The sequence below is a fragment of the Paraburkholderia sp. OAS925 genome, assembly GCF_040543975.1.
Lineage (GTDB): Bacteria > Pseudomonadota > Gammaproteobacteria > Burkholderiales > Burkholderiaceae > Paraburkholderia > Paraburkholderia graminis.
In genome coordinates this window covers 2,589,589-2,613,062 of sequence record NZ_JBEUNO010000002.1, presented here as the reverse complement: position 1 = coordinate 2,613,062, position 23,474 = coordinate 2,589,589, and the positions used below count along the sequence as shown (strand labels likewise).

Annotated in this window: 22 protein-coding genes, 1 pseudogene and 1 riboswitch; of the genes and pseudogenes, 11 read left to right on the top strand and 12 right to left on the bottom strand. The window is 61.6% G+C overall.

Annotated features, from left to right (window positions below; all coding sequences use genetic code 11):
* Positions 1-8: 8 nt before the first annotated feature.
* Genes ABIE53_RS30405 through ABIE53_RS30390 form a run of 4 tightly spaced genes read right to left on the bottom strand, consistent with a single transcriptional unit; the run spans position 9 to position 3,436 of the window.
* Positions 9-713 (bottom strand): urea amidolyase associated protein UAAP1, encoded by a 705-nt coding sequence (locus tag ABIE53_RS30405; RefSeq protein WP_006050352.1) that lies wholly within the window; start codon positions 711-713, stop codon positions 9-11.
* 16 nt (positions 714-729) lie between these two features.
* Positions 730-1,521, bottom strand: a complete 792-nt coding sequence (locus ABIE53_RS30400; protein WP_006050351.1) for an ABC transporter ATP-binding protein — start codon at positions 1,519-1,521, stop codon at positions 730-732.
* Positions 1,518-2,330, bottom strand: coding sequence for an ABC transporter permease (locus ABIE53_RS30395; RefSeq protein WP_006050350.1), 813 nt, complete (start codon positions 2,328-2,330; stop codon positions 1,518-1,520). Before ABIE53_RS30395 ends, ABIE53_RS30400 begins: the two co-directional genes overlap by 4 nt.
* A gap of 35 nt (positions 2,331-2,365) precedes the next feature.
* Positions 2,366-3,436, bottom strand: a complete 1,071-nt coding sequence (locus tag ABIE53_RS30390) for a putative urea ABC transporter substrate-binding protein (RefSeq protein ID WP_192700219.1) — start codon at positions 3,434-3,436, stop codon at positions 2,366-2,368.
* A 59-nt stretch (positions 3,437-3,495) separates the two neighbouring features.
* Positions 3,496-3,595, bottom strand: a riboswitch (guanidine-I (ykkC/yxkD leader).
* A gap of 298 nt (positions 3,596-3,893) precedes the next feature.
* Between ABIE53_RS30390 and ABIE53_RS30385 the strand changes: the two genes are divergently transcribed.
* Entirely contained in the window at positions 3,894-4,352 is a 459-nt protein-coding gene (locus tag ABIE53_RS30385; protein WP_044021358.1) for an MEKHLA domain-containing protein, read from the top strand.
* 42 nt (positions 4,353-4,394) lie between these two features.
* On the opposite strand, the gene ABIE53_RS30380 is transcribed toward ABIE53_RS30385, so the two are convergent.
* The 6 genes from ABIE53_RS30380 to ABIE53_RS30355 all read right to left on the bottom strand — a co-directional run bounded on the left by ABIE53_RS30380 (position 4,395) and on the right by ABIE53_RS30355 (position 10,590).
* Complete coding sequence (locus ABIE53_RS30380) at positions 4,395-5,342, bottom strand: TauD/TfdA dioxygenase family protein (protein WP_192700218.1); 948 nt, start codon at positions 5,340-5,342, stop codon at positions 4,395-4,397.
* Between the two features lie 31 nt (positions 5,343-5,373).
* Positions 5,374-6,750 (bottom strand): LLM class flavin-dependent oxidoreductase, encoded by a 1,377-nt coding sequence (locus tag ABIE53_RS30375; RefSeq protein WP_192700217.1) that lies wholly within the window; start codon positions 6,748-6,750, stop codon positions 5,374-5,376.
* 43 nt (positions 6,751-6,793) lie between these two features.
* On the bottom strand, positions 6,794-7,651 hold the full coding sequence (locus ABIE53_RS30370) for an ABC transporter ATP-binding protein (protein WP_192700216.1): 858 nt from the start codon (positions 7,649-7,651) through the stop codon (positions 6,794-6,796).
* 37 nt (positions 7,652-7,688) lie between these two features.
* Positions 7,689-8,579: an ABC transporter permease gene (locus ABIE53_RS30365; RefSeq protein ID WP_192700215.1), complete on the bottom strand. Its 891-nt coding sequence runs from the start codon at positions 8,577-8,579 to the stop codon at positions 7,689-7,691.
* 63 nt (positions 8,580-8,642) lie between these two features.
* Positions 8,643-9,506 carry an ABC transporter permease gene (locus ABIE53_RS30360; RefSeq protein WP_192700214.1) on the bottom strand — a complete coding sequence of 288 codons (864 nt, stop codon included), beginning with the start codon at positions 9,504-9,506 and terminating at the stop codon, positions 8,643-8,645.
* A 16-nt stretch (positions 9,507-9,522) separates the two neighbouring features.
* The gene (locus ABIE53_RS30355) at positions 9,523-10,590 is read right to left on the bottom strand and encodes an ABC transporter substrate-binding protein (protein WP_029968996.1); all 1,068 of its coding nucleotides are present in this window, start codon (positions 10,588-10,590) and stop codon (positions 9,523-9,525) included.
* Positions 10,591-10,867: 277 nt separating this feature from the next.
* Between ABIE53_RS30355 and ABIE53_RS30350 the strand changes: the two genes are divergently transcribed.
* Positions 10,868-12,361, top strand: coding sequence for an MFS transporter (locus ABIE53_RS30350; protein ID WP_192700213.1), 1,494 nt, complete (start codon positions 10,868-10,870; stop codon positions 12,359-12,361).
* Between the two features lies 1 nt (position 12,362).
* On the opposite strand, the gene ABIE53_RS30345 is transcribed toward ABIE53_RS30350, so the two are convergent.
* Positions 12,363-12,578 (bottom strand): hypothetical protein, encoded by a 216-nt coding sequence (locus ABIE53_RS30345; RefSeq protein ID WP_006050340.1) that lies wholly within the window; start codon positions 12,576-12,578, stop codon positions 12,363-12,365.
* A gap of 270 nt (positions 12,579-12,848) precedes the next feature.
* Here ABIE53_RS30345 and ABIE53_RS30340 point away from each other — a divergent pair, with 270 nt between their 5' ends.
* From ABIE53_RS30340 to ABIE53_RS30325, 4 genes are all read left to right on the top strand, one after another.
* Positions 12,849-13,121, top strand: coding sequence for a hypothetical protein (locus ABIE53_RS30340; RefSeq protein WP_006050339.1), 273 nt, complete (start codon positions 12,849-12,851; stop codon positions 13,119-13,121).
* 400 nt (positions 13,122-13,521) lie between these two features.
* Positions 13,522-14,634, top strand: coding sequence for a patatin-like phospholipase family protein (locus tag ABIE53_RS30335; protein ID WP_006050338.1), 1,113 nt, complete (start codon positions 13,522-13,524; stop codon positions 14,632-14,634).
* Between the two features lie 30 nt (positions 14,635-14,664).
* Entirely contained in the window at positions 14,665-15,405 is a 741-nt protein-coding gene (locus tag ABIE53_RS30330; protein WP_006050337.1) for a DUF421 domain-containing protein, read from the top strand.
* Entirely contained in the window at positions 15,405-16,106 is a 702-nt protein-coding gene (locus ABIE53_RS30325; RefSeq protein ID WP_161966596.1) for a DUF421 domain-containing protein, read from the top strand. Before ABIE53_RS30330 ends, ABIE53_RS30325 begins: the two co-directional genes overlap by 1 nt.
* Positions 16,107-16,156: 50 nt before the next feature.
* Here ABIE53_RS30325 and ABIE53_RS30320 read toward each other — a convergent pair whose 3' ends face one another.
* Entirely contained in the window at positions 16,157-17,188 is a 1,032-nt protein-coding gene (locus ABIE53_RS30320) for an AraC family transcriptional regulator (RefSeq protein WP_006050335.1), read from the bottom strand.
* 280 nt (positions 17,189-17,468) lie between these two features.
* On the opposite strand from ABIE53_RS30320, the gene kce reads away from it, so the two are divergent.
* From kce to ABIE53_RS30295, 5 genes and pseudogenes are all read left to right on the top strand, one after another.
* A complete protein-coding gene (gene kce, locus ABIE53_RS30315) occupies positions 17,469-18,407 on the top strand; it encodes a 3,5-dioxohexanoate:acetyl-CoA acetone transferase (RefSeq protein ID WP_114157383.1) in 939 nt (312 codons plus the stop codon).
* Between the two features lie 156 nt (positions 18,408-18,563).
* A complete protein-coding gene (locus tag ABIE53_RS30310) occupies positions 18,564-19,919 on the top strand; it encodes an MFS transporter (RefSeq protein WP_114157382.1) in 1,356 nt (451 codons plus the stop codon).
* 78 nt (positions 19,920-19,997) lie between these two features.
* Positions 19,998-20,790 (top strand): annotated as a pseudogene (locus ABIE53_RS30305) (SDR family oxidoreductase).
* A 47-nt stretch (positions 20,791-20,837) separates the two neighbouring features.
* Positions 20,838-21,578: a beta-ketoacyl-ACP reductase gene (locus ABIE53_RS30300; RefSeq protein WP_029969009.1), complete on the top strand. Its 741-nt coding sequence runs from the start codon at positions 20,838-20,840 to the stop codon at positions 21,576-21,578.
* Between the two features lie 65 nt (positions 21,579-21,643).
* The gene (locus ABIE53_RS30295) at positions 21,644-23,371 is read left to right on the top strand and encodes a tannase/feruloyl esterase family alpha/beta hydrolase (protein ID WP_192700212.1); all 1,728 of its coding nucleotides are present in this window, start codon (positions 21,644-21,646) and stop codon (positions 23,369-23,371) included.
* Positions 23,372-23,474 lie beyond the last annotated feature (103 nt).

Below are 23,474 nucleotides of genomic sequence, written 5' to 3'. Positions count from 1 at the left end.
CGCTCCGCTCAAAGAAAGAAACGATCGGTATTGATGAAGCCGCGCACGTTTTCCTCGCAGGCGGTTCGGCAAATTTCGGCGACGCCTGGCTCGGCGCGGCTCAACTCGAGCTTGACCGGCTTCGGCGCGTATTCCGGATTCGGGTCGAGCGGATGCTGGATCGCGGTGAGCACGACGAGCGTGTTCATCGGCGCATAGAGATCGACGTAGTCGCCGGCCTTCGAATTGCCCGCTACGAAGTCGAGCGCGCCCGCATCCGTCACGTCGACGCGGCTGAACAGATTGAGCGTCATCAGCAGGTCCTGAATGCCGAGTCCCCACTTGCCCATTTCGACGAGCAGGTTGTCGGCGCCGTTTCGATAGAACGCATTGCGTCGTTCCTGATAGCGGCCCACGCCATAGCGTTCCTGCACTTCGTCCGCATTCGATACGCCGCCGATGCTGTCGTGCCAGCCGCACGTATCCGCCACGATGGCGGCGAGCACGCGGCCCATGTCGGAGTACAGGCAATGGCCGGCCGTGAGCTTCGCCGTGTGCTGGCACTTCAGCGTATCGGGCAGGTTGAGCCGTTCGCTTTTCTCCGTTGCATTGAACAGCAACACGCTGACGTTCGCGCCGCCGCGCAGATCGGTCACGCGCAACGACTGGCCGCGCTTGACGATCAGCGATGCATGCCCGCCGCCGGGGACGGTTTCTTCGAGTAGCAGATCCATGATGTTGAGATTCCTGTCAGGCTGAGACCGCTTCGACACGCGATGCACCTTCCACCACGGCCTGAGCCATATGGAGGGACGAGGCCGAATCGCGGCTGTGGTCGAGCGGAATGTTGTAGGTGATGCGCGCGCCGTAGGCACCGGGCGCCTGCGGATCGACGCGAACCTTGTCGAATACCAGCACGCGGCTGCCGAGCGTGAAGCCTTCCTTCAGATCGTGCGTGACCATGAAGACGGTGAGCTTCGATTCGCGCCACAGGCTCAGCAGCAAGTCATGCATGTCCTTGCGGATGCCGGGATCGAGCGCGCCGAACGGTTCATCGAGCAGCAACACGCGCGGCTTCATCATCAGCGCCTGCGCGATCGCGAGGCGCTGCTGCATGCCGCCCGACAGTTGCTGCGGATACTTGTCCAACGCCGCGCCGAGGCCGACGCGGTCGAGCATCGCCGCGGCCTCGTCACGCGCGGCACGCCGTTGCGCGCCGAACAGCCGGCCGGTGAATGTCGCGCGCGGCAGCTCGAGCCCAAGCATCACGTTGCGAAGCACCGTGAGGTGATCGAATACCGAATAGCGCTGAAACACCACGCCGCGATGCGCGTCGGGCTCTGCGGGCAACGGTTGACCGTCGAGCAGAATGTCGCCGCGCGTCGCGCGCTCCTGGCCGAGCAGAAGCCGCAGGAACGTCGACTTGCCGCAACCCGACGCGCCGACCAGCGAACAGAACTCGCCCGCTTCGATACGCAGGTTCAATCGTTCGAGCACGACCTGATCGCCGTATTCCTTCCACACGTTGCGGACTTCGATCATCGTGCGCCTCCGAACCAGGGAAACGACCACTGCGTCACGCGGCGCAGGCACTCGTCGATCAGCCACGCGAGCAGCGTGATCCACGCGACGTAAGGCAGGATCAGGTCCATCGCGAGGTAGCGGCGCACGAGGAAAATGCGGTAGCCGAGGCCGTCGGTCGACGCGATCGCTTCCGCCGCGATCAGAAAAAGCCACGCCGCACCGAGCGACAGACGGATCGCCACCAGCAGACGCGGCAGCAACTGCGGCAGCACGAGACGCAGAATCAACGTCCAGCTATTGGCGCCGAGCGTTTGCGCCTTGACCCACAATTCGGCCGGAATTTCGCGGGCGCGCGAATGCAGATCGCGAATGATCATCGGCGTAATGCCGACCACGATCAGCACCACCTTCGACAACTCGTCGAGCCCGAACACGATGAAGAGAATCGGCAGCACGGCGAGCGGCGGGATCATCGAAACGACCGTGATGAACGGCGAAAACGTCGCGCTGACGAGCGGAAACGAGCCGGTCGCGATGGCGGCTGCCAGTGCAATCACGGCACTCACCAGGAGGCCGATACCGAGCCGCCGCAAGCTCGAAACCGTGTCGGCCCACAGCAGGTATTCGCCCGTGCGTTTGTCTTCGGTGAAAGCGGCTTGCTTGATGGCTTCGCTCATCTGCGTCGCGGCGGGCAGCAGCTTGTCGTCGGGATTGACTGCAAGCCGCATCGACGACCCCGTGAAATACACCGCAATCAGCACGATGAACGGCATCACCAGCAGCATGAGGCCGCCGCTTCGGCTGGGATGTCGATTGATGAGTCGCATGAATGGCCGCCTTGTCGAATGCGTGAATGTCTCGCTTACAGCTTGCCGGCCGCGGCCATTTCGACGTAGGTCGGATCGAAGCGCAGCTTCACGTTGCTCTTGTTGCCGATCACGACGCCTTTGTCGAACGCCATGCCGACCACGTCCGCGCTTTTCGCATCCTGGCCGAGCAGGCCATGATCGAACGAGAACCTGGCGACGCGCGTCATGATCTTCGGCATCTCGGGGCTGGTGACAAAATCGAGTGCGGCTTTCGGCGTGTAGAAGAGGGCGGTGGTCGACAGTTGGCCCTTGAAGCCCGCGAGGTCGGTGCCCGAAGCCTTGGCCATTGCGGTGAGCGCGGCGCTGCTGTCAGCGTTGTTCGCGTGCATCAGCGCGACCATTTCAAACCATGCGCCTGTCAGCGCTTTGCCGAGTGCGGGGTTGTCGTGCAGCGTCTTCGTGTTGACGACCATCATGTCCATGATTTCGCCGGGGATCTTGCTCGAGTCGAAGACTTCGGTGACGTTCGGCTGCGCCTTCAGGTCCGCGAGCATCGGGTTCCACGTCACCGTGTTCTGCACGGCAGGCGTTGCGAATGCGCCGGAGATGTCGGCGTCGGACGTGTTCACCACCTTGAGGTCGCGCTCGCTCATATGCGCGCTTTCGAGCGCGCGTGCCAGCAGGTAGTGCGAGACGGAGAACTGCACGAGGTTGATCTGCTTGCCCTTCAGGTCGGCGATCTGCTTGCCCTTGCCCTTGATGAGCACGCCATCGTTGCCGTTCGAGTAGTCGCTGACGATCAGCGCCGTCGAGTCCACGCCGCCCGAGGCCGGAATGGTCAGCGCATCCATGTTGGTCATCGCGCAGCCGTCGAACTTGCCGGCGGTGTACTGGTTGATGGATTCGACGTAGTCGTTCAGTTGCACGACATCGACATTGATGCCGTACTTCCTGGCCCACTTGGAGACGATGCCCTGAGTCTTCGCCTGGCCCCACGGCATCCAGCCGGCGTAGATGGTCCAGCAAACCTTGAAGTCGGTGCGGCCCGCGGCGGAGGCGGAGGTGGAAGCGAAAGCGGCGAGGGAGACGGCGGCGATGCCGAGAAAGCGTACGAGCTTGCGCATGAGGTTGACCTCGGAAGGGACGGTTAGCGACGGCAGGGAGCAGCGCAAAACATCGCGTTCTCTCCCGGGCTTTTGTCCCGCCGTGTAACCTCGCCTGAGGTCGACAGCTCTCGGACCAGCGCCTGCGTGAAGCAGGCCGGAACCCTAGCCGTCCATTTCCAGATTGTGTTGAACCGGATGAGGCGCCGGCTCCTTGCGCTCCTTTTAGAGCGAGAAGCGTGCCACGCGGAAATCGCCGTATCTGGCGATGTCACAGTGCGTTTGCGCCCCGTTCCGGTGATTGCGCGCACCGGCGCATGCCGGAATCGCACCGCATGCGTGCACTGATGGTGTGGGCTTGATGATGAGTTTCAATTGCCGAGCGGGGCGCTCGCCGGCATGACGGACGTGACGGGCATGCTGTATCGTAGACGCCTTTCATTGCCCAGAGACCCCGATCTCCGTAACGATGCCCTGGATGACCCCACTCCACCGCGATCCCGCTTTCTACCAGCTTCTCAGCGATAGTTACACCCGCTTGCTCGGCGTCCCGCTGGTGCCGCAGCCCATGTCTGCCGCCGACGCCGCCGAATGGCTTTACGAGCACGCGCCGTTCGCCGTGCTTGCGCACAACACCGATCCCGATCCGGTCTTTATCTATGGCAACAAGGCGGCGCAGCGCCGCTTCGAATATAGCTGGGACGAAATCACCAGGCTGCCGTCCCGGCTCTCGGCAGAAGCCCCGAATCGCGAGGAGCGGCAGCAGTTCCTTGCACGCGTGGAGCGGCTCGGTTATGAAGCGGGCTACAAGGGCGTGCGCGTGACACAGTCAGGCCGGCGCTTCATGATCGAGGAAGCCACGCTGTGGCAGCTTCTCGATGAGCAAGGCAAACTGCATGGCCAGGCGGTCGTGATTCCGCGCACGCGCGACCTCTGAGCGCATCGTCTTTCCTCGCGTCGCCTCGGCTCGGCATCGCACTCAGTTCAACGCGACCGCGGCCGCAGCGCTCACCGGCGAGCCTTCAATCGCCACCGAAGGCGTACCGTCCGGCCCGACCGGCACATCGCCGACCAGCGTCGTGCGGTACAACTGCCGGTCGAACTCGAGATCGAAAATATCGGAGGGCGCGAGGTGAGCCGTCGCGCGGTTGTCCCAGAACGCGACGCTGCCTGCTTCCCATTTGAAGCGCACGGTGAACTCCGGCCGCGTCACATGTTCCCAGAGCAGTTCGAGCAGCGCCTGGCTCTCGCGCGGCGTCACGCCGACGATCGACTTCAGGAAGCTCGGGCTCACATAGAGCGCGCGCTCGCCGGTTTCCGGATGCACTCTCACGAGCGGATGCTCGGTCACGAGAATGCGTTGCTCGACGGCTTTGACGAATGCTTCCGTTCCGCTTGCGCCGGCGGGCGGCGCAAAGCGGTGAAGGCCGCGCAGACCGTCGACGAACGCGCGCAACGGCGCGGAGAGCTTCTGATACGCAGCCACGAGGTTGGTCCACTGCGTGTCGCCGCCATACGGCGGAATCGTCACGCCGCGCAGGATCGACGCCCAAGGCGGATTGACGGCGGCCGTCACGTCGGTGTGCCAGCCAGTCCACGGACGCAGCAGCGTTTGCCCTTCGAAACGCGTTGCCTGGCGATACTTCGAGATCGAGTAGATTTCCGCATGACCGTCGACGTGGCCGAACACGGGATGCCCCACCGTCAGCTCGCCGAACTGCGCCGAGAAAGCGATGTGCTGCTCGTGCGTCAGAAACTGCTCGCGAAAGAACACGACGCGCCATCTAAGAAGCGCCGCGCGAATTTCCGCGACTTGCCGCGCATCGAGTTTTTGCGTGAGATCGACACCATGAATTTCCGCGCCGATGTGCGCGGAAAGCGGGTTCACCTGAATCGACTGCGTGTCCTGCAATGCGGCTGCGCTCATGCGAGGCTCCTGGAAAAGAGAACAGGTTGCGTCAATATCCCGCGACCGCGGGCACCTGTTTTGTGAGGTTGGTATAGCGGTTTGCAGGCCGCGGCAGTCCGAGGTTCTCGCGCAGCGTGCGCCCCTCGTATTCGGTGCGGAAAAGTCCACGCCGTTGCAGTTCCGGCACGACGTGTTCGGCGAACTCCGTCAGGCCGCCCGGCAACCACGGCGACATGATGTTGAAGCCGTCGGCGCCTTCTTCCTCGAACCATTGCTGCAACTGATCCGCGATGCTTTGCGGCGTGCCGACCACCTGCTGGTGTCCGCGTGCGCCGGCAATGCGCAGATAGAGATCGCGGATCGTCAGGTTCTCGCGCCGCGCGAGATCGAACAGCAGGCGTTGACGGCTCTTGCCGCCGTTCGTTTCGGGCAGCTCGGGCAGGGGGCCGTCGACGGGATAGTGCGACAGGTCCACGCCGCCCGACATGTTCGACAACAGCGACAGCCCGACGGTCGGATGAATCAGGTCCTGCAGCGCGGTGAATTTCGCGTCGGCCTCTTCCTGCGTGCGGCCGATGATCGGAAAAATGCCAGGCATGATCTTCAGATGATCCGGCGCACGGCCATACTTCGCGAGGCGGCCTTTGATGTCGCGATAGAACGACTGCGCTTCCTCGAGCGTCTGATGCGCGACGAAGATCACCTCGGCGGTTTGCGCGGCGAGCTCGCGCCCGGCTTCCGATGCGCCGGCCTGCACGACGACCGGCCATCCTTGCGGCGAACGCGCGACGTTCAACGGTCCACGCACCTTGAAGTGCTTGCCCGCGTGACCGAGCACGTGCAGTTTGTCGGGGTCGAAATAGACGCCGCTGTCCTTGTCGCGGACAAACGCGTCGTCTTCCCAGCTATCCCACAGGCCGGCGACCACGTCGTAGAACTCGCGCGCGCGCTCATAGCGGACGGCGTGATCCGGATGGCGCTCGAAACTGAAATTGAGCGCCTCCGATTCGGTGCTCGATGTGACGAGGTTCCAGCCCGAGCGCCCGCCGCTCAGATGATCGAGCGACGCGAATTTGCGGGCGACGTTATACGGCTCGTTAAACGTGGTGGAGACCGTGGCGATCAGGCCGATGTTTTTCGTCACGACCGAAAGCGCGGAGAGCAACGTCAACGGTTCGAAATGATCGGCGCGCGCGGTGCGCGATAGCGAGGGCAGATTCGTGTCGCGCACGCTCACGCTGTCGGCGAAAAACACCGCGTCGAATTTCGCGCGCTCGGCGATCCGTGCGAGTTCCGCATAGTGCGCGAAGTCGAGGCCGCCGCCCGCGTGCGCATCCGGATGCCGCCATGCGGCGATATGGTGGCCCGTCTCCATCAGGAAAGCGCCCAGTTTGATTTGCCGCTTGTGGCGATTTTCACCGCTCATCGTGATCTCCGTGAATGATCCAGGTGTGGGAATGCCGCGGGTGTCACCACGCGAGCCGCCATTCGGTGATCGGCGGATTGACTACCGGAATGCGCGTGCCGCCGTGCGGCGTATCGTCCTCGCCACGCTCTCCGTCGTGCCCGGCGAAATCGGCCAGCACTTCCTCGCGCAAACGAATGAAGCGGGGATCGTTGCGGTCGCGCGGACGAGGCAGCGCGACATCCACGATCCGTTTGATCCGGCCCGGCCGCGGCGCCATCGTGACGACCCGATCGCCGAGATAAAGCGCTTCGTCCACGTCGTGCGTGACAAGAATCATCGTGATGCCTTCGTGTTCCCAGATGCGTTGCAACTCGTCTTGCAAACGGCCGCGCGTGAGCGCGTCGAGCGCACTGAACGGCTCATCGAGCAGAAGCACGCGTGGCCGGTTCACGAGTCCGCGCGCGATCGCCACACGCTGCGCCATGCCGCCCGACAACTGATGCGGATACGCATGCTCGAAACCGTTCAGGCCGACGAGCGCGATGTGCTGCGCGACCGCATCGCGCTTCTGTTTCGCCGATAGCGGCGCATTGCGCAACGCGGCCAGGACGTTTTGCGACGCCGTGAGCCACGGAAACAGTCGATGATCCTGAAACACGATGCCGCGCTCGAGCGACGTGTCGCGCACCTTGTCTCCGGCGACGACAATCTCGCCGTTGTAATCGGTGTCGAGTCCCGCGATCAACCGCAGCAACGTCGATTTACCGCAACCGCTCGATCCGAGCACGCTGACGAATTCGCCGGGGCGTACCCGCAGGCTGATGTCGTCGAGAACCGCGAGCGGCGTACCGTCTTGCCGCGCATAGCGCTTGCTGACGTGAAGAATGTCGATGCTGTCGGACAGCGTGGAAGACGTCATGTGCGGACCTCGGTGTGCAATGCAATGTGTGGCGTGTTCATCGGGCGGCCGCCTCCGAACGGCGCGCAAACATCGCCCGTTCGACCGCGCGCGCCAATGCGTTCAGCGCCCAGCCGGTCACGCCGACCACGACCACGCCGAACAGCACCAGATCCATGCGGAACTGCTCGCTGCCGTCGATCAGCGTATTGCCGATTCCGCTGCCTGCCACGAGCAGATATTCCGCGCCCAGCGTCGCGAGCCACGAATAGATCAGCGCGAGATAGAGGCCCGTGAAAATCGACGGCAGCGCGGCCGGCAGAATGACTGCGCGGATCAGTTGCCAGCGCGAATAGCGAAAAGCGCGCGCGACTTCGATGTACGCGCGCGGCACCGCATGAATGCCGTCACACGTATGCGCGGCGACCGGCAGCAACGCAGCGAGCGAGAGGAACACGACCTTCGCTGCATCGCCGAGACCGAACCACACGGAAATCAACGGAATCCACGCGAACAGCGAAATCTGCTTGAACGTGTCGAAGCTCGGGCCGATCATGCGCGTGGCGAGCCGCGAGAAGCCGAGCGCGCTGCCGAGCAGCAGGCCGCCTAGCGTGCCGATCACGAAACCGCTTGCTTCACGCGCGAGCGACGCGGAAAGCGCCTTGAACAGCGCGCCGCTGACGATTTGCTGCCAGGCGGTGGCCAGCACCTGCGCGGGGCTGACGAGCAAGCCGCTCTTGACGACGTGCGCTTCGGAGATCGCCCACCAGATTGCAATGGCCGCAATCGGCAAGACGGCGCCGCGCCAGTCGACGCGTGCGATCAGTGGCTTGCGTGGTCGCGCGGCGCGTGCGAAGGCGGCGGGCACGTTGTCGCCGCAGTCGCACGACAACGTCTTCGTCGACTGCTTAGATGCTTCGGCGGACCGTTTAAAGACAGCAAGACTCATCGTGAATACCTCATGGGCGATGCGACGCGATGCGGCCCGGCAATGGGTCGTCACTACTCGTCATTACTCGCGAAACGCCGACGGTTGACCGCGCCGCAAGCGCGCTTCGAGTGCGTCGAGCGAACGATTCATTGCGTAACCGATAGCGCCGACTACGACGACCGACGCCATCACCAGATCGAGTTGAAACAGTTGCCGGCCGTAGACGATCAGATAGCCGAGCCCTTCCGAAGACGCGACCAGTTCGACCACCACTAGTGCGAGCCAGGCTTTGGTGAACGCGAGCCGTACGCCTGTCGCGAGCGTGGGCACGGCGGCGGGCACGACCAGATAGACGATCCGTTGCCAGCGCTTGTACGCAAAGACACGCGCGACTTCATCGAGCGATGCGGGCGTCTGGCGAAACCCTTGCAGCGTGCTCAACGTCACCGGAACGAGCGCGGCATGCGCGATCAGAATGTATTTGAGCGGCTCGCCGACGCCGACGAGCAGCAACAGAAACGGCAGCCAGCCGAGCACCGGAATCTGCACGAGCGCATTGAAGCTCGGCAACACATACGCTTCGAAAGTGCGGGACAGACCGAGCGCCGCGCCGAGCGCGAAGCCGAGCAGCGTGCCCGCAGCGAAGCCGACCAGCACACGTTGCAAACTGATCAACGTATTGCTTGCGAGATCGCCGCTTCTCGCCAGTTCGACGAAGGTGTCGAACACGCGCTCGGGCGGCGGCAAGATCTGCGGTGCGATCCAGCCGCGCTCGCAACCCGTCGCCCATAAGGCGAGCAGCACGGCCGGCAAGACCCACGGTGCAAGGCGCCAGGCAAGCGCGCGCAGCCGCGCATTGCGATGTGGCGGCGCCGCGGACAACTCGCGCGCCGCTGCGTCGTGGCCGAACCGTTCGTTGCCGGCATCAAGTGCGGTTTCGCTCATCGTGATCGCTCCCGTGTTAGCCGAGCGGCTTGCCGGCGGCGTCGTAGCGTGTCCAGTAATGGTCGAGTTTCTGCGTGCGCAATGCGTTGTCGAGATACTTGGTCTCGAACCAGTTATCGACTTCGACGGGCTGACGGATCAGCTTGAGTTTCAGCGCATCGGCCGCGACGGCCTTGTAGCGCGCGACGATGAACGGGTCGATCAACGGCGAGTTGCGGTCTTTGAGTGTTTGATTCGCGAACTCCGCCTGCCATGACGCATACGGCACGCCGCTCTTGGACCACAGCTTGAAGAGCGCATCGCGGTTCGCTTCATCGGACGACCATTGCGCGCCTTTGACGAGCACGTTGACGACCCGTTGCACGACATCGGGATGCGCGCGATCGAAGTCGTCGAGCACGAGCAGATGCGCCTGACGCGTGAATTGCGGTCCATCGTTCTGCGATTCGTAGACGATCTTCGCGAGGCCTTGATCGCGCAGCTTGTACAGGTGGTAATCGTTGACCGACGCGTCGATCCCCTTGGATGCCAGCGCCGCCAGCGAACTCGCGGAATCGAGATTGATCACGCGAAGATCGCGCTCATCGAGCTGATTGGCGGCGAGCGCATTGTCCGCGACGAGCTGCAGATTGGTGCCGCGAAAGATCGACACGCGCCGGCCTTTCAGGTCTTTAATCGAACGAATGTCCGAATCCGTCGGCACAGCGATCTTGATGCCGACGCGGACGCCCGAGGCGAGCAGCAGGCGCGTCTTCAAACCGTTGGCGCGGCCGAGTACCGAGGGCAAATCGCCCTGATAGGCGAAGTCGAGCGCGTTGTTGGCGATCGCTTCGTTGACGGCGGGGCCGGCTCCCTTGAAGAACAGCCATTCGACCTTGATGCCGTCGGCGGCAAATTCTTTTTCGAGCGACTGCTGCAATTGCACGGTGGCTGCGGGCGATCCACCAAACGTAGGCGGATCGCCATTACCCTGTTGCGCGACGCCGATGCGAATTACCGCCGGCTTGTCGGCATAGGCGTGAACCGCGGCGAGCGACAACGTCGCCACGGCGAAGAAAGATTTCAGCAGACGGAAATAGCGCATGCGGCAATACCGGTCGATGGAAGGGAAAAGAAGTGCGAATGCTCTGGCGGGCAGAGACCTGGCACTACACGTTAGATTCGCGTGCCGTCGAATCCAACCAATCATTGCTGATAAGAAAATCTGCGGCAGTTCGAATCGCGTGACTGAATGCCGTCATGCGGCACGAGCCGCATGCAAGTGCGCAATTCCCGATTTGCATAGTTAAATTCGTCGTTTTGCCCGCATGGATTGCATGGCTACCATGCGACGCTTCAGCCATTCATACGAACGCGAGATCATGTCCACTGTTGCTTTTCCCTCCACCGAAGCCGATCCGCAAACGTCTGCCGGCAACGCGGCGCGTCGCGCGGTCATTCGCAATGCGCACGACGTGTCACGCATCGTCAGCGCAGGCGCCGCGAAAGGCAGTAATGCGCGGATCGTGATTGCGATTGCACTGGGCGGTGTCTTTCTCGATGCTTACGATCTGACCTCGCTCGCTTACGGGATCAAGGACATCGCGCGCCAGTTTTCGTTGTCGCCGGTTCAGGTGGGATTCGTGTCGTCGGCCATCACGTTCGGCGCGATTCTCGGCGCGCTGTTCGGCGGGTATCTGACCGATCGCATCGGCCGTTATCGCGTGTTCATGGCCGACATGCTGTTCTTCGTGGTCGCGGCGATCGCGGCCGGCCTCGCGCCGAATGCGTGGGTGCTCGGCGGCGCGCGCTTTTTGATGGGCTTCGGCGTGGGGCTCGATCTGCCGGTGGCGATGGCGTTTCTCGCCGAGTTCTCGCGGGTGGCGGGCAAGGGCAACAAGGCGGCGAGCGTCGCTGCGTGGTGCCCCGCATGGTATGCGGCCACGAGCACCTGCTATCTGCTGATTCTTGGGTTGTACGCGATTCTGCCCGAGCATCAACTGGGCTGGCTATGGCGTTTGACGCTCGCATTCGGCGCGGTGCCGGCCATCGCGATCATTCTCGTGCGTAGCCGTTATATCAGCGAGTCGCCTGTTTGGGCCGCGAATCAGGGCGATCTCGAAGAGGCCGCGCGCATCCTGAAGCGCTCTTACGGCATCGACACAGTAGTCGAACGAAGCGCGACGCCGCAGAAGGCGCCGCGCGCGGCATCGTGGCGCAATTACGGGGTTCTGTTCAACGCCACTTACCGTCGCCGGACGATTCTTGCCGCGGTGATCGGCAGTGCTTCGTCATTCGGCTATAACGCGATCATCTTCGGCTTGCCGGTGATCATCACGAGTTTCTTCCAGCAGGGGCCGCTGACGACGATTGTCGCGGCGCTCGCGCTGAATCTCGCATTTGCGTTCGTCGGCGGGCTGATCGGCGTGCGCACCGCGCCGACCGTCGGCGCGTGGAAAATGACTGTGCTCGGGCACGCGCTGCAATTCGCGTCGCTGATCGGACTCGCGCTGATCGGCAAACCGGGCAGCGGTGCGCTCGTGGTGGTCGCGATTCTGCTGCTCGGCGGCTATCTGTTCGGACAAGGTTTCGGACCCGGCTCGCATTCGATGACTTATGCGTCGCTGAGCTATCCGACCTCGCTGCGGGGAATCGGCGTCGGTTTTAACCAGACGCTGGTGCGTTCGGCGTCGACGGTCTCGCTGTTTCTTTTTCCGGTGCTGGCTGCCGCGTTTGGCACGAAGGTCTTCTGGTTGATCGCCATCGCGCCGCTGACGTCGTTGCTCGTGCTGCTGGTGATCCGCTGGGAGCCGTCGGGCTACGACATCGACGCCGAAGACTACGCGGAGCCGGGCGGCGTCACGGCCGCGCGTTAGGTCATGGGCTGACGATGTCGCGCGACAGCGCAGTCTGCAGGTCCACCAACGGCATGGCAGTCACGGTGACGGCGACCGATTCCGATTCCGGCAGCATGCCTGTAAGTGCCGCAAGTCCGGTTACGCAGATTGCGATGACCGCGCATGCGCCGATCACGACGATTCCGTTTTTATAGGCCGCGTTCGCTCGGAATGAGTTTGCAAAGAGCCGCATCATGACTGTCTCCTGGTGATGCGGCTAACATTTGCAACTACTGTGCCGACAACGATGCGCTTATGCTCACCGCCCGCCGAGCCAGAGTGGGCGGGCATTCCATGGGAAGGGCGGGAGCGTAACGGCAAATCGATGTTGGGTCTGCCCAGACAGCTCGCATCGTTTTACTCGTCCGATACCAACACTCATCAGGTCCAGCTTTCCATTCCGGCGCCACGTCGCGGCGCGCGTCGGTTGCGCTAGACTGGCGCGAATAAACGGAAGGGGACCTGGATGATACGCAAGACGCTCAATGCCTCGCAGCTTCAGCAGGAGGTCAGCCGGCGAATCCATCGGTTGCAGGAAATCGTCGAGGACGGCGTGAAGATTCGCGTGCCGCGGCCGCAATTGCAGGAAGTCGACAAGACAGGCTGCAACTGGAACATGACTCACTTCGGCAATGTGGTCGGGTTCGAGCGCGACGTGGAAGCGGTCCTCAAGGCGGTGCGTGCGGAATACAATCTCAGTACTGAGGCGAAAAGCAGCGGCAATCCGTTTGAGGACTAAGCGCTTGCCTCGAACAGAAAAAGTACCGACGACCGACACATGGACCTTTGGATTCAACCTTGCGCGCAATGCGCGGAACTGTATGGCAAACCGGCGGCTGAGCCTCCGCACTCGGACCTGACGCTCAACGGCGTCGGTTCAGTGGAAGAGACGCGCCGCGAAGAGCACTACACGTGCAGCCGATGTCGCGCGGTCTTTGCGCGAATTCTTGCGGGGCCAGAGGCCCGGCAAATCTGGATGGTGCTGAACGCGGGTCAGCACTGAACGGCGCTTGGCTCGATCTTGCGCGCGCGGTACTTTTGCGGCCGCAGTCCGGCGCGAGCGGCAGGAACGCGCGTTGCGGCGCTGCATGCTTTCTTTATCCTGATCCGCTTTGCGTGCGGAGAAGACGAGGAGCCGCATGCCGCCATCGACGATTGCACATAAAAAGCCTGCTCACCGGATTGCACTTGCATTGCAAGGCGGCGGCGCATTTGGCGCGTTCCAGGCCGGCGTGCTCGAAGCGTTGCACGACGCGGGTGTCGAAATCGACGCCTGCAGCGGGTCGTCGATTGGCGCCATCAATGCGGCGCTGTATTTCGGCAACGAGCCGTCGCGCAGGATAGAGCGGCTCAAAACCTTCTGGAATAGCGTGTCGGTGCCCGGCTCCGCGCTGCGCGAGCACGCGTTGCAACTATGGCCGCCGCGCGGCGCGCTCGAACATCGAACGGTGAGACGCATGCTCGCCGAAGCCGACCAAACGTACGCGCTGCAATTCGGGTTGCCGGGGTTCTTCGTGCGGCGCGTGGATATTCCGTGGGTCGCAGGCACAGGCAATCCGGGCGATGCGAGCGTATTCGACACACAACCACTCGTCCGCACGCTGTCGAACCTATGCGACTTCGAACTGCTCAATCGCAGCCCCGTCCAGGTCAGTGTGGTGGCTGCGAACGTGGCGACGGGCGCGGCGCGCTACTTCGTCAATCACGACGACGGACTCAATGGCGCCATGATCATGGCGTCGGGCGCGCTGCCGCCGTGGTTTCCAGCCGTCGAAATAGACGGCGCCTGGTACTGGGATGGTTCGCTCGTGACCGGCGCGCCCGTGCGCCATCTGCTGGCGAGCGCATCGCCTGGTGTGAGCACCACCATTTTGCGCGCCGACTTATGGAGTTGCGATGGCCCGCTTGCGGACAATCTCGTCGACGTGGACATTCGCCTCAAGAACATTCAGCACGCAAGCAGAGCGGCGTTCTTCAACGAAACGCGTGAGGAATCGCAACGTTTGAAGTCTTTGCTTGCGTACGCGCTCGAGTGCATCGACGGCGAAAAGCGGCAGAGCGACCCGCAACTGATCAATGCAGCGGCGCTTGCGCAGCCGGACAATGTACGCATCGTGCCGGTGGATTACGAGCGCTCGCAATGCGAGGCGCACTTCAAGGACTCGCAGTTCGGCAAGACCGCCATCGACGAGCACTGGAACAATGGGCGACGAGTGGCCGAAGCGGCGCTCTCGCAGATGGAAAGTGCCTGAATTGCCTTGCGCGGTCTTCAGGCATGCGCCATGCGCTACGTGTCCCACCAGGCCACTGCTGCGCATACCGTCGTGGAAAACCATCCCTTCAGCCTTACGGATTGGCACCGCTTTCTTTTCGGGAACACGTCATCGCTGTTCCTGCTTGAAGTACTGCTGCGAACCGGCGTGACCTATGTACTGCTCGTCATCGCAATGCGTCTGCTCGGGCGCCGCGTGGCGGCTCAATACACATTGTTCGAGATTTCAATTGTGGTCACACTCGCGGCGGCCATCGGCGTGCCGTTGCAGGCGTCGAACCGGGGGATGCTGCCGCCGCTGGTGATTGCACTCGTCGCAATCGTATTGCAGCGTCTCATTGCCCGGCTCGGCACCACACACCGGCGGCTGGAAACACTTATTTCAACCGACGTCACGCTGCTCGTCAGCGAAGGCCGGCTCGAAATGGACGAGTTGGCGCGTGCCGCGATGCCGCGCGAAAAAGTATTCGAAGCAATGCGGATCAAGGGCTGGCAACACCTCGGACAGATTAGCCGGCTCTATATGGAGCCCTCGGGTTCTTTCTCGTTCATTCCCGCGAGACCGTCGAAGCCGGGCCTCTCCGTGCTGCCGGCAATCGACAAGGAACTGCAGGAAGAAGGCCACTTGCCAGGCTGGTCGGCATGTCGTCATTGCGGCAACACGATTGAAAAGGAACACACAGACAATTTGCGATGCGAGAACTGCGGCTCGACTGAATGGACATGTGCAGTCAGGGAAGTGGAGGTTTGATGCAGCTCGTTCAGCGAATCCTGATCGGCGACGGACCCTGGGCGTTCTTATTGGAAGTGGTGGTCCGCGCGGCGCTTGTCTATGTGCTGCTGCTAGTGGCAATGCGCATGATGGGCAAGCGTGTTGCCGCACAGTTGAGCATTACTGAACTCGCGGTGATTCTCATGCTGGGCGCCGCGATTGGCGTTCCTATTCAGGTGTCGTCGCAAGGCATTTTGCCGGCGGCTATCGTGCTATTTACCGTCGTCGCGCTTCAGCGCATGAGTTCGAGAGCCGGCCTGCGGTGGCGCAAATTTCAGGTAGCGCAGGAAGGCGACGTGACCATGCTCGTAAAAGACGGCAGAATTCTTCTCGACGAACTCAAGACCAGCGAGGTGTCCCGCGAAATGCTCGCGTCGGAACTTCGTGCTGCAAACGTCGCGCATCTGGGACAGTTGCGCCGCGTTTATCTGGAGTCGTCCGGTTCTATTAGCCTCGTGTGGAGAAAGCACGAACGCCCCGGCTTGACGGTTCGACCAGACATGGAGTGCTCGCTTCTCGATGCGATCGGCGCCGACGGCTACTTCGCATGCTGGAGTTGCGGCGCGACCGTCGATACCGAGAACCGGCCGACCGAACCGTGCTCCGCGTGTCGTTCGATGCGATGGGAATCGGCGGTGCAATTGCCGCAGAAGCCGAAAGTCGAAGAGAAGACAGAATGAAACCTTTGAAAAGAACTACAAAGCCACTATAAAAACAGCCATAAAGCGACTCATGACTCGTCGCGAATCTCGCCAGGTCCCTTGCCGGTCCAGCGCTTTATTGCTCTGCGGAAGTTAGCGGTGTCGCTAAAGCCGACCAGCATCGCGACATCGTCGGTGCTGAGCTTGGTGGTTTTCAGGTACTCGGTGGCGAGCGAGCAGCGGACGTCATCGACAATTGCGACGAACGACGTGCCTTCCGATTCGAGTCGGCGCCTCAACGTTCGGCTCGTCATTTTGAGTGCTTCGGCCACGGTTTCCATGCTCGGAAAAACGCCGGGCTTGCGCATTAAAAGCTGATACACCTCGCCGGATGCACCCGATGATGTTTTCGCTTGCCCGATCAATCTGTCGCACGTCTCCTGCAAAAGCGCAGCCGAATGCCGATGTGCCAGGTGCGGCTTAACTTCGAGTATGGCGCTGTCGTAGATCAACTGGCATTCGTCGGCGTCGAACTCGCATGGGCAACCCAGGTACTCGCCGTATATCGCGGCATGCTCCGGCGCGGGATAAGAGAAGCGCGCAAGTACCGGCGGGCAGCTTCTTCCCGCAACGTCCTGAAGATGCGTGACGTGCTGCGTGTACTGCTGTTCGAGAAGAAACTGCTGGACGTCGTGCGGCAAATTCGAAGAAAAGGCGTCGGGAAAAGTCCACACCGAAGTATCGGGATTTTCGGTCCACTCGATCGTGATAGTCGGCGTGGCGAGCCGATGGTATTTGACGCCGAGCCGGAAGTAGTCGCGCAACGAAAGGCACGACATCAGCGCATAGCCGTACATGCCATAGGCGGCGAGATGAAGACGTGCTCCCGTTTTGAAAGGAGTACTTGGATCGGATGAAAGACTGACGGCGTTTCTGCATACCATCGCGTATTGCCGCACCGAGGTCATGACCGACGCGTCATAGATCTGGTCAGGCTCGACGCCGCTTCCCTTGAGGCTCTGTTCGGGGGCAATGCCTTGCTCCGCGAGTACTTCCACCAGCGCCGCGATCTTGTACGGCGCGTAGATGCGCTCGTTCAACAGCGGAAATTTCGCCGACACCGTGCCTCCCGTGGATGTCCTCGTGGGACATCAGCTTGTCCGAAATTGACCTTACATACTGAATCGTATCTCACTACTATCAATGGGACAAGAGACGGGTCCGCATTGCAGTTGTGCGACTCGCAAACCTGTTGGAGACAAGCATGCAAATCCACCATCCCCGTGATCTCGCGCCTTTGGCGCTCGTGGCAATCGGCCTGACGCGCGTCATTGCGTCAGCGGCCGCATTCGCCCCGGCTTCCGAGTACTCTGCATCAGCCGCAACACGATAGGTATTGAAATGGGAAATTCGACCAGTAAAGTCATCATTACGTGCGCAGTGACAGGCTCGGCGCATGTGCCGTCGATGTCGGAATATCTGCCGCTCACGCCCGATGACATCAAGACTCAAGCACTCGAGGCCGCCGAGGCCGGCGCCGCGATTCTTCATCTGCATGCACGCAATCCGCAAGACGGACGGCCAACGCCTGCGCCCGAAGTGTTCCGCCAGTTCGTGCCCGCGATTGCCGCGCAGACCGACGCGGTCATCAACATCTCCACTGGCGGCAGCACGCGCATGACGCTCGACGAGCGTTTGGCCTACGCACGCGTCGCCAGACCCGAGATGTGCTCGCTGAACATGGGCTCGATGAACTTCTCGCTGCATCCGGTCGCGGCCCGAATCTCTTCCTGGCGATTCGATTGGGAGAAGGAATACGTCGAAGGCATGGAGGACATGATCTTCCGGAACACGTTCCGCGATATCAAGAACATCCTCACCGAGTTTCATGACTACGGCACGCGTTTCGAATTCGAATGCTACGACGTCGGGCATTTGTATAACCTCGCGTACTTCATCGACATCGGACTAGTCAAGCCGCCGTTTTTTATTCAGTCCGTGTTCGGCATTCTCGGCGGCATCGGTCCTGATCCAGAGAACCTTGCATTGATGCGTTCCACCGCCGACCGTCTATTCGGACGTGAGAACTATCAATTCTCCGTTCTTGGCGCCGGCCGTCATCAAATGTCGCTCGTGACGATGGGCGCGATCATGGGCGGCAATGTTCGCGTCGGTCTCGAAGACAGCGTCTACCTGTCGCGTGGCGTGAAAGCGCGATCGAATGCCGAGCAGGTCCGCAAGATTCGCAGAATCCTCGAAGAGCTTTCTTTCGAAATCGCGACACCGGCCGATGCCCGCGCGATGCTCGGACTGAAAGGGCGCGAAAGCGTCTCGCTTTAAGCATTGAGCATTGAGCATTGAGCATTGAGCATTAAGCAGATGGCATTGCGCGCAAAAGGCTCGCAAGCCGAAGTACTTTTTATCCTGCAGCGCCGGTTGGCAATCGCCCGGCGCGCAACACAAGAAAAAACAGGCAGGACAATTTCCGGAGACATCATGACTGCAGCTACTATTGACCCCCGCCTCGGCGACACGCACTGGCGAGCGACTCGCAAGGCGATGGCGAGGCTCCTTCCGTTAATGTGCGCGATCTACTTCATGTCGTTTATCGACCGCACGAATGTTGCGCTGGCCAAGAGCGCACTCGCGGCCGATCTCGGCATTAGTGCGGCGGCCTACGGGCTGGGCGCCGGCATCTTCTTTATCGGTTATGCGCTTCTCGAAGTGCCCAGTAATCTGGCGGCGCACCGCGTCGGTCCGCGGGCCTGGATTGCGCGTATTGCCGTCACCTGGGGAGCGTTATCCACGGCGATGATGTTTGTGCAAGGCGAACTGTCCTTCTACGTTCTGCGGGTATTGCTTGGGGTCGCGGAAGCAGGGCTTTTTCCGGCCTTGATGTACATGGTGACGCTGTGGTTCGCGCCTAAGGACCGGGCGGTCGCCGTGGGCTGGATTTATACCGCTCCTTCCATTGCGCTCATTATCGGCAATCCGCTCGGTGCGGGGCTGATGCAACTGGGCGGAATCGGCGGTCTGCACGGATGGCAGTGGATGTTTCTGCTGGAAGGTCTGCCCACCATCGTGGTCGGCATCATCCTCTTTTTCAAGCTGCCGAACCGGCCCACCGAGGTGAAGTGGCTCACTCCAGAGGAAGCACAGGCGCTCGAGGATAACGCGGTCATCGACACGCACGGTCACGCCGAACTCACGTCAGCGCACTGGATCGCCGCACTGAAACGTCCGACCACGGTACTCATTGCACTGATTTACTTTCTGAATCAGGTAGCGTTCGTGGGCCTGTACTTTTTCACTCCGTCGATTGTCGGACAGATGCATGTTAAGTCGCCGCTTCTCGTCGGCTTACTGTCGAGTAGTGTCGGCATTGGCTTTCTGCTTGGCGTGCTCACGCTGCCGCGCATTCACCGCCGGATAAGCAATGACTGCGGCTTCCTGGGTGTGCTGACTGCGGGCGTGGTTATCACCGCTTGCGCGTTTATCGCGACGAAAAATCAGGCGGCACAAATCACGCTGCTTGGCATCACCGGCTTTTTCGCGGGCGGCATTCTGCCTTCGTACTGGGCCGTGGCGATGAAGCGATTGCAAGGCGTGCAGGCTGCGGCCGGACTTGCTTTCATCAATACGATCGGCTTGTTGGGTGGCTTTGTCGGACCTTATCTTTTCGGGCTGGCCGAGACGATAACCGGCAGAAGCGACTCGGGCTTTAACGTCGTGGTCGTCGCATCGGTGCTCGGCCTGTGTCTCGTGCCGCTTCTTGCGAAAGCCATCCGGGCTGCGGATCGTCCGATCCCGGCGACGGCCAAGGGCGCGCAACTCAACACATCCAAAAGCTGAATGCCGGCATCGCCATGAAAGCGTATAAGCCCGGAAACGGCTTTATTCCCCATTCGGTTTTATTTGTTGGTGCGACACATGAATACTTTCGAGCTTCTCAAACCGAGGCCCGGTCTGCGCGTACTTATCTCCGGCGCAGCCGCGGGAATTGGAGCAGCCATTGCCGATGCATTTGTTCAAGCAGACGCACAGGTCTATATCTGCGACGTCGACGGCTCGGCAGTTGAAAAAGCCAAGCAGAGGAACCCAAAGCTCTACACCGGCGTCGCGGATGTGGCAAAATCGCGAGCAGGTCGACCAGGTTATCGACGACGCGCGCGCGAGGCTCGGCGGACTCGATGTTCTTATCAACAACGCGGGCATCGCGGGTCCGACGGGCGACGTCGAATCCATTCAACCGCACGACTGGGAACGAACCATTTCGACGAATCTCAACAGCCAGTACTACTTCCTGCATAAGGCCGTACCGCTGCTGAAAGAGACATCGGATTGCCCGGCGATCATTGCAATGTCGTCGGTGGCGGGGCGGCTCGGGTACGCGTTTCGCACGCCATACGCCGCGACCAAATGGGCGATTGTCGGACTGGTGAAGTCGCTGGCAGTCGAGCTTGGGCCCGAGAACATTCGCGTGAACGCCGTTCTGCCAGGCGTCGTGCAAGGCGAGCGAATGGACAGGGTGATCGCCGCGCGAGCCGAGTCGACGGGCGTGTCGTTCGACGAAATGAAAGAGCAGTACCTGAAAAAGATTTCGCTGCGCCGGATGGTGACCGTCGACGACATTGCCGCGATGGCGTTATTCCTCGCATCGCCGGCGGGCTACAACGTCACGGGGCAAGCCATCAGCGTGGATGGCAACGTCGAATATCTTTGACGGCATACCCACATCAAAACAACTCACTACTCAGGGACGCAGATCCAATGAGACTCAACGGTAAGGTCGCAATCGTCACAGGCGCGGGCCAGGGAATCGGCGCGGCGACGGCACTCAAATTCGCACGCGAAGGCGCGAGCGTCGCGGTATGCGACGTGAATGCCAATGCGGTGACATCGGTGGTCGGCGCGTGCCGTGAGGCGGGCGCGCAAGCGGTGGGCTTCACCGTCAACGTGGCCGATCGTGAGGCCGTTCAGGATATGGCGGCCAGCGTGCAGGAGCGCTTCAAGCGCATCGACGTGCTGGTGAACAACGCAGGCATTACGCGTGATGCGCGCCTGCAAAACATGACGGCCGAGCAATTCGAAGACGTCATGGATGTCAATCTGCGCGGCGTTTTTCACGCCACTCAAGCCGTGCTCGACTGCATGATCGGCCAGCAGGCCGGCGTGATTCTCAATGCGAGTTCGGTCGTCGGAATCTACGGCAATTACGGGCAGACGAACTACGCGGCGTCCAAGTTCGGCGTCATCGGATTCACGAAAACATGGAGCCGTGAACTCGGCCCTAAAGGCATCCGCGTGAATGCTGTCGCGCCGGGCTTTATCGACACGCCGATTCTCGCGACCGTACCCGGCGAAGTACTCGAGAAGATGAGAAACCAGGTGCCGTTGCGGCGCCTGGGCAAGCCCGAGGAAATCGCGAACATCTACGCCTTTCTCGCGAGCGACGAAGCGAGTTATATCAACGGCGCTGTTATCGAAGCGTCTGGCGGCATGACGCTGTAGCGGCACAACGTGCAAGCAGCGCGCGGCATTCGCGTTGCGGAAAAGTCGGTCATAACGGAGACATCATGATTCGAGTTCACCTTCGCAATTTGAAAGTCGCGCGCGCCGTCGCGCTCCCTGCCGCGCTCGTTGCCGCGCTTTTGATTACATCGGCGATTCCCGCATCCGGCATAGCTGCGACTCTGCCCGCCGGCCACGTGGCCGCTTGCGAGCGGCTGCAAGGCTTTATCGTGCCGGCTTCGGAAATAGGCTTGCCGACCTCGGGAGCGGCCGTCACCGCCGTAAAGCCAGTCGCAGCGAGCGGAAGCGGAGCAACCGCGCTTCCGGAATACTGCGAGGTCACCGGCAAGATCTCGCCACTCGACCGATCCGCGCCCGACATTCAATTCAAGGTCGCGTTGCCCGCACAATGGAACGACAAAGTCGTCATGTTGGGCGGCGGTGGTTTTGACGGGACCATTCCGAATGTGGCCGGCAACGTGCCCAATGGCCCGGTCGACCAACCCGTACCGCTTGGCCGCGGCTATGCAACGTTCGCAAGCGACTCGGGTCATCAGGCGAACGCGCTCGCCTCGCAGGACGGACGTTTTGGCCTGAACGACGAAGCGGTTAGAAATTTCGGCGGCGACGCATTAAAGAAAACGCACGACGCAGCGCTCGCGATCATCAAGGCCCGCTATGCGCATTTGCCACGCAAGGCCTATTTCGCAGGCGGCTCCACGGGCGGGCGTGAAGCCGTCACGGCAATCCAGCGCTGGCCGTCGGATTGGGACGGTGCAATCGCATGGTATCCCGCATGGGACGACGCAGCGGCGCTACTCGGCGGTCAACGCATGAACCGCGCGCTGGCGAAACCGGGCGCTTATCTTTCCGTCGGCAAACGGCAGGCACTGTACGACGCGGCGATTGAGGCATGCGACGCGCTCGACGGCGTCGCCGACGGCCTGATCAGCGATCAGCAGCAATGCAACGCGCGATTCGATCCGTCTATTGCGACGCTCAACGGTGCTCCGTTGCGCTGCGCGAAAGGCGTGGACACCGGCGACAATTGCCTGTCGGACGCACAAATCGAAGCGCTGAAAGCAATCAATACGTCCACCCACTTTCGCTTCCGGCTCGCGAGCGGCGAGACTCAATATCCTGGCTACAACGTATGGGGCGCCGACCTCGGCATCGTCACGCGCAGTTCTCCCGTCGAGCCTGTGGTTACGTTCCTCGCATTCGGCACCTCACAGCCGGCCAATCCGATGCCTTTGACGGCACCGTATGTCAGCGTGCTGACCGATCAGTGGATCAAGTACTCGGTCACGCGCGACCCGAACTTCAATTCGCTATCGCTCGATCCGGAGCAGCCGGGCGTATGGGCGAACCGTATCAGCGAGCTCAGTTCGCAACTCGACGCAAGCACCGACATTGCTGCGTTCAAGGAACGTGGCGGGAAGCTGCTGCTCGTTCATGGATTATCCGATGTACTGGTCAGCACGCGTGCAACGGAGCAATATTATCGGCGGCTGCAAGCGCAATTCGGCGTTCGCCAGGTCGAGTCGTTCGTGCGCTTCTATGAGATTCCCGGAATGGGCCATGCGGCAAGCAGTACGTTTAACGCCACCTGGGATTCGCTGTCGGCGCTTCAGCAATGGGTCGAAAGAGGCAAGGCTCCGGTCGCGCAGGTGACTACCGACACCGCCGGCGTTCCCGGTCGCACGCGGCCGCTATGCGATTATCCGAAATGGCCGCGTTATCAGGGCGGCGACGTGAATCAGGCTGCTTCATTCGAGTGTGTCGTGCAGTGAGCGAACGAACCGTGCAGGGGCCGCGGTGCGTGTGCACGCGGTCGACGGATTCGGAGTCGGCACAAAACGCAGGCATCAAGGCACAAAACGCTGAGAGTTCCTG